Annotated in this window: 12 protein-coding genes; all 12 read left to right on the forward strand. The window is 65.8% G+C overall.

Going from position 1 to position 12,422, the window contains the following annotated elements:
* Positions 1–38 precede the first annotated feature (38 nt).
* The 12 genes from ndk to hflK all read left to right on the forward strand — a co-directional run bounded on the left by ndk (position 39) and on the right by hflK (position 12,405).
* Positions 39–464, forward strand: coding sequence for a nucleoside-diphosphate kinase (ndk, locus tag RT97_RS21535; RefSeq protein WP_042580866.1), 426 nt, complete (start codon positions 39–41; stop codon positions 462–464).
* A gap of 21 nt (positions 465–485) precedes the next feature.
* Positions 486–1,640: a 23S rRNA (adenine(2503)-C(2))-methyltransferase RlmN gene (rlmN, locus tag RT97_RS21540; protein ID WP_042580867.1), complete on the forward strand. Its 1,155-nt coding sequence runs from the start codon at positions 486–488 to the stop codon at positions 1,638–1,640.
* A gap of 4 nt (positions 1,641–1,644) precedes the next feature.
* Positions 1,645–2,499: a type IV pilus biogenesis/stability protein PilW gene (gene pilW / locus RT97_RS21545; RefSeq protein ID WP_042580868.1), complete on the forward strand. Its 855-nt coding sequence runs from the start codon at positions 1,645–1,647 to the stop codon at positions 2,497–2,499.
* Positions 2,492–3,454: a helix-turn-helix domain-containing protein gene (locus RT97_RS21550; RefSeq protein WP_042580869.1), complete on the forward strand. Its 963-nt coding sequence runs from the start codon at positions 2,492–2,494 to the stop codon at positions 3,452–3,454. Before pilW ends, RT97_RS21550 begins: the two co-directional genes overlap by 8 nt.
* Positions 3,451–4,737, forward strand: a complete 1,287-nt coding sequence (ispG, locus tag RT97_RS21555; protein ID WP_042580870.1) for a flavodoxin-dependent (E)-4-hydroxy-3-methylbut-2-enyl-diphosphate synthase — start codon at positions 3,451–3,453, stop codon at positions 4,735–4,737. The genes RT97_RS21550 and ispG overlap by 4 nt, the downstream gene beginning before the upstream one ends.
* A 15-nt stretch (positions 4,738–4,752) precedes the next feature.
* Positions 4,753–6,063: a histidine--tRNA ligase gene (gene hisS, locus RT97_RS21560; protein ID WP_042580871.1), complete on the forward strand. Its 1,311-nt coding sequence runs from the start codon at positions 4,753–4,755 to the stop codon at positions 6,061–6,063.
* A 6-nt stretch (positions 6,064–6,069) separates the two neighbouring features.
* Complete coding sequence (locus RT97_RS21565; RefSeq protein WP_042580872.1) at positions 6,070–6,762, forward strand: YfgM family protein; 693 nt, start codon at positions 6,070–6,072, stop codon at positions 6,760–6,762.
* A 7-nt stretch (positions 6,763–6,769) separates the two neighbouring features.
* Complete coding sequence (bamB, locus tag RT97_RS21570) at positions 6,770–7,912, forward strand: outer membrane protein assembly factor BamB (protein ID WP_042580873.1); 1,143 nt, start codon at positions 6,770–6,772, stop codon at positions 7,910–7,912.
* A gap of 60 nt (positions 7,913–7,972) precedes the next feature.
* The gene (gene der, locus RT97_RS21575) at positions 7,973–9,316 is read left to right on the forward strand and encodes a ribosome biogenesis GTPase Der (protein ID WP_042580874.1); all 1,344 of its coding nucleotides are present in this window, start codon (positions 7,973–7,975) and stop codon (positions 9,314–9,316) included.
* 165 nt (positions 9,317–9,481) lie between these two features.
* The gene (gene hfq, locus RT97_RS21580; protein WP_012747311.1) at positions 9,482–9,727 is read left to right on the forward strand and encodes an RNA chaperone Hfq; all 246 of its coding nucleotides are present in this window, start codon (positions 9,482–9,484) and stop codon (positions 9,725–9,727) included.
* Positions 9,728–9,784: 57 nt separating this feature from the next.
* Positions 9,785–10,954: a GTPase HflX gene (hflX, locus tag RT97_RS21585; RefSeq protein WP_042580875.1), complete on the forward strand. Its 1,170-nt coding sequence runs from the start codon at positions 9,785–9,787 to the stop codon at positions 10,952–10,954.
* A gap of 74 nt (positions 10,955–11,028) precedes the next feature.
* The gene (hflK, locus tag RT97_RS21590) at positions 11,029–12,405 is read left to right on the forward strand and encodes an FtsH protease activity modulator HflK (protein ID WP_042580876.1); all 1,377 of its coding nucleotides are present in this window, start codon (positions 11,029–11,031) and stop codon (positions 12,403–12,405) included.
* The last annotated feature ends 17 nt before the right edge of the window (positions 12,406–12,422 follow it).

The following is a 12,422-nucleotide window of genomic DNA, read 5'->3' on the forward strand; positions in this document are numbered from 1 at the left end:
CAAAACACTTCAAAATCAAAGCTGCAGGAAGCATTTCAATGGCTATCGAACGTACCCTCTCCATCATCAAGCCCGACGCAGTCGCAAAGAACGTCATCGGCAAGATCGTTTCCCGCTTCGAAGCTGCCGGCCTCAAGATCGTCGCCGCCAAGCTGGTGCATCTGTCGCGCAACGAAGCCGAACAGTTCTACTCGGTCCACAAGGAGCGTCCCTTCTTCAAGGACCTCGTCGAGTTCATGATCTCGGGCCCCGTGTTCGTGCAAGTGCTCGAAGGTGACAACGCCATCGCCAAGAACCGCGACCTGATGGGCGCCACCGACCCCAAGAAGGCCGCCGCCGGCACCATCCGCGCCGACTTCGCCGACAGCATCGACGCCAACGCCGTGCACGGTTCGGACGCTCCCGAAACCGCAGCGAACGAAGTGTCGTTCTTCTTCGCCGGCCTCAACGTCTACGCACGCTGAAGCCGTCTGCCGACTGATTCCATGACCACGGCCAACCTGCTCGACTTCGATCTCGAGGGTTTGGCTGCGTTCTGCGAAAAACTCGGCGAGAAGCGTTTCCGCGCCACGCAGCTGTTCCGCTGGATCCACCAGCGTGGCGCCAGCGACTTCACCCAGATGACCGATCTGGCCAAGTCGCTGCGCGAGAAACTCGCGACCACCGCGCGCGTGGAGGCCTTGCCGGTCCTCACGCAGCACGAATCCAAGGACGGCACGATCAAGTGGCTGTTCGACGTCGGCGACGGCAATGCCGTCGAAGCCGTATTCATTCCCGAGGACGACCGCGGCACGCTGTGCGTGTCGTCCCAGGCCGGCTGTGCGGTCGGTTGCCGCTTTTGCTCGACCGGGCACCAGGGCTTCAGCCGCAACCTGAGCACGGGCGAAATCGTCGCCCAGCTCTGGTTTGCCGAGCACTTCCTGCGCAAGCACCTCAAACGAGACGAGCGCGTCATCTCCAACGTGGTGATGATGGGCATGGGCGAGCCGCTGCAGAACTACACGGCGCTGGTGCCCGCGCTGCGCACCATGCTCGACGACAACGCCTACGGGCTGTCGCGCCGCCGTGTCACCGTATCGACTTCGGGTGTCGTGCCGATGATCGACCGGCTGGGCACCGACTGCGCCGTGGCCATGGCCGTTTCGCTGCACGCGCCCAACGATGCGCTGCGCGACGACCTCGTGCCGCTCAATCGCAAGTACCCGATCGCCGAACTGCTCGAAGCCTGCAAGCGCTACCTCGCGCATGCGCCGCGCGACTTCATCACCTTCGAGTACTGCATGCTCGACGGTGTGAACGACCAGCCCGAGCATGCGCGCCAGCTGATCGAGCTCGTGCGCAAGCACGACGTCTCGTGCAAGTTCAACCTGATTCCGTTCAACCCGTTTCCGGCCTCGGGCCTCTTGCGGTCGCCGCAGCCGCGCGTGTTGGCGTTCGCCAGGGCGCTGAGCGAAGCCGGCCTCGTGACCACCGTGCGCAAGACGCGCGGCGACGACATCGATGCCGCCTGCGGGCAGCTCGCCGGCGACGTCAAGGACCGCACCCGCGCCGCCGAACGCATGGCCCAGCGCCGTGCGACGGAACGCCCCGTCGTCTTGCACCCGATGCGCAAGACCCCCACCGTCCCCCAGGAGCATTGAAGCGATGAGCAAGGCCTTTCCGATGACCACCGCGAGCACGCAGCGCCTGCTGGCTGCCAGCCTTGCCGGTGTCGCCGTGGCGTTTCTGCTCACGGGCTGCGTCAACACGCGGACCACCACCACCAGCCTGGCCGACACCAGCTCGGGCAAGGGCAACGAGATCGTCACCGAGTCCGACGAGACCAACCGGCAGCGCCGCGCGCGCCTGCGCATGGAACTGGCCTCGGGCTATTTCGAGCACGGCCAGACCACCGTCGCACTCGACGAAATCAAGCAGGCGCTGGTGGCCGATCCCAACTACGCGGACGCCTATAACCTGCGCGGCCTCGTCTACATGCGCCTGGAAGATGCGGGCCTGGCCGAAGACAGCTTCCGCCGCGCGATCGCGATCGCTCCGCGCGATCCCAACATCCGCCACAACTACGGCTGGCTGCTGTGCCAGCAGAACCGCTTTGGCGACGCCGCCCAGCAGTTCACCGAGGCACTCGCCGTGCCCAGCTACAACGACCGTGCCAAGACGCTCATGACGCAGGGCGTCTGCGAGCTCAAGGCCGGGCTGCGCCCGCAGGCCGAGCGCAGTCTCATGCAGGCCTACGAAATCGACGCCGGCAATCCGGTGGTCGGCTTCAACCTGGCGTCGGTGCTGGCGCAGCGCGAAGAGTGGCAGCGCGCGCAGTTCTACATCCGCCGCGTCAACAACAGCCCTTCGGCCAGTGCCGAGACGCTCTGGCTCGGTATCAAGATCGAACGCAAGCTCAACAACCGCGAGGCCATCGCGCAGTTGGGGGGCCAGCTGCAACGTCGTTTCCCCCAGTCGCGGGAGGCATCAGCGTACGAGCGCGGGAATTTCAATGACTGAACGGGTTTCGGAGTTCGGCACTTCCGCGGCGCTGCCGCTTGAGGAAGGCGATATCACGCAAAAGACAGCCGGTGACCTGCTGCGCGAGGCGCGCGAGGCACACGGACTGCACATTGAAATGGTGGCGGCTGCGCTCAAGGTGCCGCCGCAGAAGCTCATGGCGCTCGAGGCGGACGACATCGATTCGCTGCCCGATCCGGTCTTTGCGCGCGCACTGGCCAGCAGCGTCTGCCGGGCCCTGCGCATCGATCCGGCGCCCGTGCTCGCCAAGCTGCCGACCACCAGGCACACCTCGCTGGCCGTGGCCGACCGCACCCTCAAGACCAACATCGTCTCCGGCACGCCGCGCTGGAACGGCGGTCGCTCCAGCGTGCTGCCGTCGCGGGCGCTGCTGACGGTGGTCGTGCTTCTGTTGATCGGCGCGGGTGCGCTGTTCTGGCTGCCGCAATCGGTTTTCGATCAGGTCGGCGCCTCGGTGTCGCGCCTCACGTCGCGCAGCGAGGCCAATGCGGGTTCGGCGGGCGACACGTCCGCAGGCGGATCGGCTTCGGGCACGCCGGGCGTCGTTGCTGAAAACGTTCCCGTCCAGGCCGTTGCGCCCACCGGGCCGGCGGGCGATGCACCTGCCGCGGCTGCCAATGGCCCCGCACCTGCTGCTACGGCAACCGTCGCGCCTGGCGCGGCATCTCCCGTTGCCGCCGCCGCGGGCAGCAGCCAGCAACTGGTTTTCGTTGCACGCGAAGAGTGCTGGATCACCGTGACCGAAGCCGGCGGCAAGCAACTGCTGCGCCGCAGCCTGCAGGCCGGCGAAACCGTCGGGCTGTCGGGCACGCTGCCGCTCTCGGTGGTGGTGGGCCGTGCCTCGGCCGTCGACGTGCAGGTGCGCGGAAAAGCCTACGATCTGAAGCCTGTCACGCGCGGTGGCGGCGTGGCGCGTTTCGAGGTGACATCGTGACCGACTTCACTGACTGCACTCCCCAACCCATTGAATCTGCGGCGCCCAAGGCCCGCCGCTCGCGCCAGGCCAGCGTCGTCTGGGGCCCGCGTGTCGTCACGGTGGGCGGCGACGCGCCGGTGCGCGTGCAGTCGATGACGAACACCGACACGGTCGACGCCATCGGCACCGCGATCCAGGTCAAGGAACTCGCCATCGCGGGCTCCGAGATGGTCCGCATCACGGTCAACACGCCCGAGGCCGCGGCTCAGGTGCCCTACATCCGCGAGCAGCTCGACCGCATGGGCATCGACGTGCCGCTGATCGGCGACTTCCACTACAACGGACACCGCCTGCTCACCGACTATCCGGCCTGCGCCGAGGCGTTGAGCAAGTACCGCATCAACCCCGGCAACGTGGGCAAGGGCGACAAGAAGGACAAGCAGTTCGGCCAGATGATCGACGCCGCGATGCGCTGGAACAAGCCGGTGCGCATCGGCGTGAACTGGGGCAGCCTCGACCAGGAACTGCTCGCCAGCCTGATGGACACGAACAGCCAGCGCGCCGAACCTTGGGACGCCAAACAGGTGATGTACGAGGCGCTGATCACCTCGGCCATCGAATCGGCCAAGCTGGCCGAATCCATGGGCATGGCCGGCAACCAGGTCATCCTGTCGTGCAAGGTGAGCGGTGTGCAGGACCTGATCTCGGTGTACCGCGAGCTGGCCAAACGTTGCGACTATCCGCTGCACCTGGGCCTGACCGAAGCCGGCATGGGCACCAAGGGCACGGTGGCGTCGGCCACGGCGCTGTCGATCCTGCTGCAGGAGGGCATCGGCGACACGATTCGCGTGTCGCTCACCCCGCAGCCGGGCGAGTCGCGCACGCAGGAAGTGCTGATCGCCAACGAAATTCTCCAAGCGCTCGGCCTGCGCGTGTTCGTGCCGAGTGTCACCGCCTGCCCGGGCTGCGGGCGCACCACGAGCACGACCTTCCAGGAACTGGCCAAGCAGATCGACGACTACCTGCGCCTGCAGATGCCGGTCTGGCGAAAGAAATACCCGGGTGTGGAAACGCTGAAGGTGGCGGTCATGGGCTGCATCGTCAACGGCCCCGGCGAGAGCAAGCACGCCGACATCGGCATCAGCCTGCCCGGCACCGGCGAGGCGCCCGCCGCACCGGTCTTCATCGACGGGGAAAAGGCCCTCACGCTGCGCGGCGACAATATCGCCAACGAGTTCCACCAGCTCGTCGAAACCTACATCGAAAAGCGCTTCGGCGGCGAACACGCCGTCGCTGCCTGACACCTCCGCAGACTCATGGCTGAAAAATTGAATGCCGTCAAAGGCATGAACGACATATTGCCGCCCGAATCGGCGCGCTGGGAGTGGCTCGAGGCCACCGTGCGCGACCTGATGGGCCGCTATGCGTACCGCAACGTCCGCACGCCGATCCTGGAGCACACGGCCCTGTTCGTGCGCGGCATCGGCGAGGTGACCGACATCGTCGAGAAGGAGATGTACTCCTTCCACGACCGTTCGGACAAGTACGGCGACAACGATCACCTGACGCTGCGGCCGGAGAACACCGCCGGCCTGGTCCGCGCGGTGATCGAGCACAACATGCTCTACGACGGTGGCAAGCGCCTCTGGTACATCGGGCCGATGTTCCGCCGCGAGAAGCCGCAGCGCGGGCGCTTCCGCCAGTTCCACCAGATCGGCGCGGAGGCGCTCGGCTTTGCCGGTCCGGATGTCGACGCCGAGTTGATTCTGCTGGCCAGCGCGCTCTGGAAGGTTCTGGGTCTCACGGACATCCGCCTCGAACTCAACAGCCTGGGCCAGCCTGCAGAGCGCGCGCAACACCGTGCCGAACTCATCGCTCACCTCGAGAAGCACGCCGACAAGCTCGATGAAGACGGCAAGCGTCGCCTGCACAGCAATCCGCTGCGCATCCTCGACACCAAGAATCCGGCGATGAAGGAAGTGGTCGAAGCGGCACCGAAGCTGATCGACTTCCTCGGCGCCGAGTCGCTGGCGCACTTCGAGGGCCTGAAGGCCATCCTCGATGCCAACGGCATCGCCTACACCATCAATCCGAGACTGGTGCGCGGCCTCGACTACTACAACCTCAGCGTGTTCGAGTTCGTGACCGATCGGCTCGGGTCGCAAGGCACGGTATGCGCGGGTGGCCGCTACGACGACCTGATCGCGCAGATCGGCGGCAAGCCGGCGCCCGCGGTGGGCTGGGCCATGGGCGTGGAGCGCGTGCTAGACCTCATGAAGGAGCAGGGGACCTCGATCCCTGTGCCGGCACCCGATGTCTATGCCGTCGTGCCCGACGCATCGGCCATGCCGGTGGTGCTGCGCACCTTGCAGCAACTGCGCGATGCCGGCGTGCGCGTGCAGATGCATGCCGCCACTGTCGACGGCCTCGGCAGCTTCAAGTCGCAGTTCAAGCGCGCCGACAACAGCGGCGCTACCTATGCCCTGATCTTCGGCGCCGATGAACTTGCACGCGGCGAAGTGACTCTCAAGGCCCTGCGCGACGGCAGCGGCGCGCAAACCTCGCGGCCGCTCGCCGAAGTGGCCACCTGGGCCGCCACCCTACAATCCCCGGCTCCCAACACCTGACAGCGCATGGCAACCCATCTCGATCTCGAAGAACAGGAACAGCTCGACCAGCTCAAGCATTTCTGGAACACCTACGGCACCCTGATCACCTGGGCCGTGCTGCTCGTCGCCGGCGCCTTCGTGGCCTGGAACGGCTGGCAGTACTTCCAGCGCAACAAGGCAGCCCAGGCTGCAGCCCTCTACGACGAGGTCGAGCGCAGCACGCAGTCCGGCGACGTCGAGCGCATCCAGCGCGTGCTGGGCGACATGAAGGAACGCTTCGCGGGCACCGCCTATGCGCAGCAGGCCGGCCTCCTGGCCGCCAAGACGCTGTACGAGAAGGGCAAGGTCGAGGAATCGCGTGCCGCACTGGGCTGGGTGGCGCAGAGCGCCATCGACCCGGGCTACCAGGCCATCGCGAAGCTGCGGCTCGCTGCCGAGCTGCTCGATGGCAAGTCGTACGACGAAGCCTTGAAGCAGCTCGACGGCAAGGTGCCCAAGGAATTCGAACCGCTGGTGGCCGACCGCAAGGGCGACATCTACATGGCGCAGGGCAAGCGCGACGAGGCGCAGCTGGAATACCGCAAGGCCTGGACTGGCCTTGGCGCAACGTCCGACTACCGCCGCCTGGTCGAGATCAAGCTGAACGCGGTCGGTGTCGACCCGAAGAGCCTGGCGCCGACCATCACTGTCACACCCGCAGCCCCCAAAACTTCCTGACCGCATCATGAATTTCAAGCGTCTCATGCCTGAATCGGCCGCCCTGCGCGCGGGTTCCGCTCTCGTTCTGGTCGCGCTCCTGGCCGCCTGCTCGGGCACCAGCAAGCCGAAGCCGGCCGAGCTGCCCGCCAACCCCGCCACGCTCGGCGTGCGCCAGGCCTGGAGCGTGAAGATTCCCGACGTGAGCTTCCCGCTCACCACGGACGTCAGCGGCGACATCGTGACCGTGGCCGGCAGCGACGGCACCATCGTGGCCATCGACGCCCGTGCCGGCCGCGAAACCTGGCGCGCGAGCGCTGGCGCCACGCTGGCAGCAGGCGTCGGCAGCGACGGTTCCATGGCTGCGGTCGTCACCACCAACAACGAGCTCGTCGCCATCGAAGGCGGCAAGGTCCTGTGGAAGCAGAAGCTGTCGGCCCAGGCCTTCACCGCACCGCTGGTCGCCGGCCGCCGCGTGTTCGTGCAGACCGCCGACCGGAGCATCAGCGCCTGGGACGGCCAGAGCGGCCGTCGCCTCTGGCTGCAGCAGCGCCCCGGTGAAAATCTGGTGCTGCGCAAGTCGGGCGTCCTGATTGCCGTGGGCGACACCCTGGTCGCGGGCATCGGCGGCCGGCTGGTCGGTATCAACCCGGCCAACGGCACCTCGCGTTGGGAATCGCCCATTGCGGCGCCACGCGGCACCAACGACGTGGAGCGCCTTGTCGACCTGACCGGCAGCGTGAGCCGTTTCGGCGACAGCGTCTGCGCGCGGGCCTACTACGCCAGCGTCGGCTGCGTCGAGACGCAGCGCGGTACGCTGGTCTGGAGCAAGCCGGCCTCGGGCGCGGACGGCGTCTCGGGCGACGAAGGTTTTGTCTACGGCACCGAATCTGACGGCAGCGTCACGGCCTGGCGCCGCGGCGACGGCGAACGCGCCTGGCAATCGACCCGTTTCAAGAACCGCGTGCTGACCTCGCCGCTCGCGGTGGGCCGCTCGCTGATCCTCGGCGAGGACACCGGGTCCCTGCATTTCGTTTCGCGCGAAGACGGTGCGCTGCTCAATCGCGTCACGCCCGATGGCTCTGCCATCACCGTTGCACCGGTCCTGGCCGGCAACACGGTCGTGGTCGTGACCGCCAAGGGTGGCGTGTTTGGCTATCGCCCTGAATAACTTCTTCTTTTCCCACTCTCAAGGCCCGACCATGAAAACCGCGCCATCGAAAGGCCGGCCATGAAGCCGGTCGTGGCCCTGGTCGGCCGTCCCAACGTCGGCAAGTCGACGCTCTTCAACCGCCTGACCCAGACGCGCGACGCCATCGTCGCCGACTACGCCGGCCTCACGCGCGACCGCCACTACGGCAACGGCCGCCTGGGCAAGCACGAGTTCATCGTGATCGATACCGGCGGCTTCGAGCCCGACGCCGGCAGCGGCATCTACAAGGAAATGGCCAAGCAGACGCGGCAGGCCGTGGCCGAGGCCGACGTGGTGATCTTCGTGGTCGATGCCCGCGAAGGCCTCTCGGCACAAGACCACGACATTGCGAACGAACTGCGCCGGCTGGGCAAGCCTTGCGTGCTGGCCGCCAACAAGGCCGAAGGCATGCACGACGGCACCAAGCTGGTCGATTTCTACGAACTCGGCTTCGGCGACGTTCATGGCGTGTCCGCTGCGCACGGGCAGGGCATGCGAGATTTGGTCGAGCTGGCACTCGAGCCGCTGAATCTGGCGGACCCGGACGATGAGACGGACGATGACGACGTCAACAAGCCGATCAAGCTGGCGGTGGCCGGCCGGCCCAACGTCGGCAAGTCCACACTGATCAACACCTGGCTCGGCGAAGAGCGCCTGGTGGCATTCGACATGCCGGGTACCACGCGCGACGCCATCTCGGTGCCGTTCGAGCGCAACGGCCAGCGCTTCGAGTTGATCGACACGGCCGGCCTGCGCCGCAAGGGCAAGGTGTTCGAGGCAATCGAGAAGTTCTCGGTGGTCAAGACGCTGCAGGCCATCGAATCGGCCAACGTCGTGCTGCTGTTGCTCGATGCCACGCAGGGCGTGACCGACCAGGACGCGCACATTGCGGGCTATATCCTGGAGAGTGGCCGCGCGGTGGTGATCGCCATCAACAAGTGGGATGCGGTCGACAGCTACCAGCGCGAACAGATCCAGCGGCAGATCGAGACGCGGCTGCCGTTTCTGAAGTTCGCCTCGCTGCACTTCATCTCGGCCATCAAGCGCCAGGGGCTTGGCCCGGTGTGGCAGGCCATTGCGCAGGCCCACAAGTCGGCCACGCGCAAGATGTCGACGCCGGTTCTCACGCGCCTGCTGCTGGAGGCGGTGCAATTCCAGGCGCCCCAGCGCGGCGGCATGTTCCGACCCAAGCTGCGCTATGCGCACCAAGGCGGCATGAATCCGCCGGTGATCATCATCCACGGCAATTCGCTGGAGCATGTGACCGACGCGTACAAGCGCTTCCTGGAAGGGCGCTTTCGCAAGGAATTCGACCTGGTGGGCACGCCCTTGCGGATCCAGTTCAAAAGCTCGCAAAATCCGTTCGCGGACAAGGACAGCTAAATCGGGCTTGGCTGCCGATGGCGGCCGATGAGTTCCAGCTGGAACGGAAGTTCCGTATTTTGAGAACCGTTATTTTCTCAAGGCTTTTGGGCCCGATTGCTGCAGCGCAGAAACCCTGTGTTAAGGTCATCTCTCCAACAACTACTCTTGAACACGGAGAATATCGTGAGCAATAAAGGGCAACTTCTGCAAGACCCGTTTCTGAACACCCTGCGTCGCGAGCATGTGCCGGTTTCCATTTATTTGGTGAACGGCATCAAGCTGCAGGGCCAGATTGAGTCTTTTGACCAATACGTCGTGTTGCTCCGCAATACAGTGACGCAAATGGTCTACAAGCACGCCATTTCCACCATCGTGCCGGGTCGTGCCGTCAACTTCTCGGCTGCCGAGAACGACGACGCTGCAGCCTGATCGCGCGGAGCGCGGCGGAGTCCCCTCCGTCGCGCTTTTTCCATTTTCTGATTCCGCTTGTCTGAACTGATCCACCGCCAGGAAGGCGCCGCCGTTCTCGTCGGCGTCGACTTTGGGCTGCCCCATTTCGACAGCGAACTCGAGGAACTCGGCCTGCTCGCGCAGACCGCGGGTCTCACGCCTGTCGCCCGACTCACATGCAAACGCAAGGCGCCCGATGCGGCGCTGTTCGTGGGCAGCGGCAAGGCCGACGAGATCAAGGAGCTCGCCGCCATGCACCAGGCGAGCGAGGTCATCTTCGACCAGTCCCTGAGCCCGGCGCAGCAGCGCAACCTCGAGCGCCAGCTCGACATCGCGGTCTACGACCGCACCTTCCTCATTCTCGAAATCTTCGCCCAGCGCGCGCGTTCGCACGAAGGCAAGCTGCAAGTCGAGCTGGCTCGCCTGCAGTACCTCAGCACGCGGCTCGTTCGCCGATGGTCCCACCTGGAGCGCCAAACCGGTGGCGCAGGTGTGCGCGGCGGCCCGGGCGAGAAGCAGATCGAGCTCGACCGCCGGATGATCGGCGAGTCGATCAAGCGCACGCGTGAGCGCCTGGCCAAGGTGCAGAAGCAGCGCGGCACGCAACGCCGGCAGCGGGAGCGCCGCGAGACCTTCAACATCTCGCTCGTGGGCTACACCAACGCGGGCAAGTCGTCGCTCTTCAATGCGCTCGTCAAGGCGCGCGCCTATGCGGCCGACCAGCTCTTCGCCACGCTCGACACCACCACCCGCAATCTCTACCTGGGGGATGCGAAGCGCCAGGTGTCGATCTCCGACACCGTCGGCTTCATCCGCGACCTGCCGCACGGCCTGGTCGATGCGTTCAAGGCCACGCTGCAGGAGGCGGTCGATGCCGACCTGCTGCTGCACGTGATCGACGCCTCCAACCCCCATTACCCCGAGCAGATGGCCGAAGTGCAGACCGTCCTGCGCGAGATCGGTGCGGACGCCGTTCCGCAACTGTTGGTATTCAACAAGCTCGATGCTCTTGAAAGCACGCAACGTCCGCTGCATCTGCAGGACGAGATGGAAATCGACGGTGTTCAGGTCCCCCGCATCTTCCTCAGCGCCAGGAGCGGCGAGGGCGTGCCGTTGCTGCGCGCCGAGCTGGCACGGCAATCGGGCTCCGTAGCCGATACGATGACCCCTGCGGACGACACTGAATTGCACGATGCTGCCCTTTGATTGGGCACAATCCCGCCACTGACAAGAGAACGAAGCGAATGAATGCAAAGCCAGCGTGGAGAGGGTTTCTGGGCATGTTCAACCTGAACGATGGCCGATGGGGTCGCGGCGACGAGCCGTCGTCCTCCAACGGCGACCGCCCAGCCGGCAACCGGCCCCCCGATGCCGATCCTCCGGGCGCTCCGACGCCCCCGCCTTCGGGCAACAACAATAACAACGGCAACCGCCCCCGCGGCCAGGGTCCCAACCAGGGACCGCCCGACCTCGACGAGCTTTGGCGCGACCTCAATCGCAAGCTCGGCGGTTTCTTCGGCGGCGGCAAGGGCGGCGGCAATCGCCCGAGCGGCGGCAACAGCGGCGGTGGCGGCAACGGCTACAGACCCGACATGAAAAACGCAGGATTCGGCCTCGGCCTGGTGGCAGCCGTGGCGATCCTGATCTGGCTCGGCACCGGCTTCTTCATCGTGAACGAAGGCCAGCAGGCCGTGGTCACGCAGTTCGGCCGCTACAAGTCGACGGTGAACGCCGGCTTCAACTGGCGCCTGCCGTATCCCATCCAGCGCCACGAAGTGGTGGTGACCACGCAGATCCGCTCCACCGACGTGGGCCGCGATGCCATCGTGCGTTCCACGGGCCTTCGCGAATCGGCCATGCTGACCGAAGACGAGAACATCGTCGAAATCAAGTTCGCCGTGCAGTACCGCCTGAGCAATGCACAGGCCTGGCTCTACGAGAGCAAGTCGCCAGCCGAAACCATCGTCCAGGTGGCCGAGAGTTCCGTGCGCGAAGTGGTCGGCAAGATGAAGATGGACGCGGCGCTCGCTGAAGAGCGGGACCAGATCGCCCCGCGCGTTCGCGCGCTGATGCAGACCATCCTGGATCGCTACAAGATCGGTGTCGAAGTCGTCGGCATCAACCTGCAGCAGGGCGGCGTTCGTCCCCCCGAGCAGGTGCAGGCAGCGTTCGACGACGTGCTCAAGGCAGGTCAAGAGCGCGAGCGCGCCAAGAACGATGCCCAGGCCTACGCCAACAACGTGGTGCCGCTCGCCACCGGTACGTCCTCGCGCCTGAAGGAAGAATCCGAAGCCTACAAGGCACGCATCGTGGCCCAGGCACAAGGCGATGCCGGTCGTTTCAGCGCGGTGCTGGCCGAGTACCAGAAGGCGCCGCAGGTCACCCGCGACCGCATGTACACCGACGCCATGCAGCAGATCTATGCCAGCACCACCAAGGTCCTGGTCGATACCAAGGCAGGCTCCAACCTGCTGTACCTGCCGCTCGACAAGATCATGCAGATGACCGGCAACAACGCTGCCGCAACGCCCGTCGATGCCGCCAGCCCGAGCGTGGCCGGCACCGCGCCGGCCCAGTCGTCGGTGATTCCGGTCGCCCCGCCCACGGGCGAGACCCGTGCACGCGACGGTCGCTCGCGTGAACGCGACGTGCGCTGAAAAAGGCCAAGAAGAAC

Origin of the sequence: Variovorax paradoxus (assembly GCF_000834655.1) — a bacterium.
Lineage (GTDB): Bacteria > Pseudomonadota > Gammaproteobacteria > Burkholderiales > Burkholderiaceae_C > Variovorax > Variovorax paradoxus_F.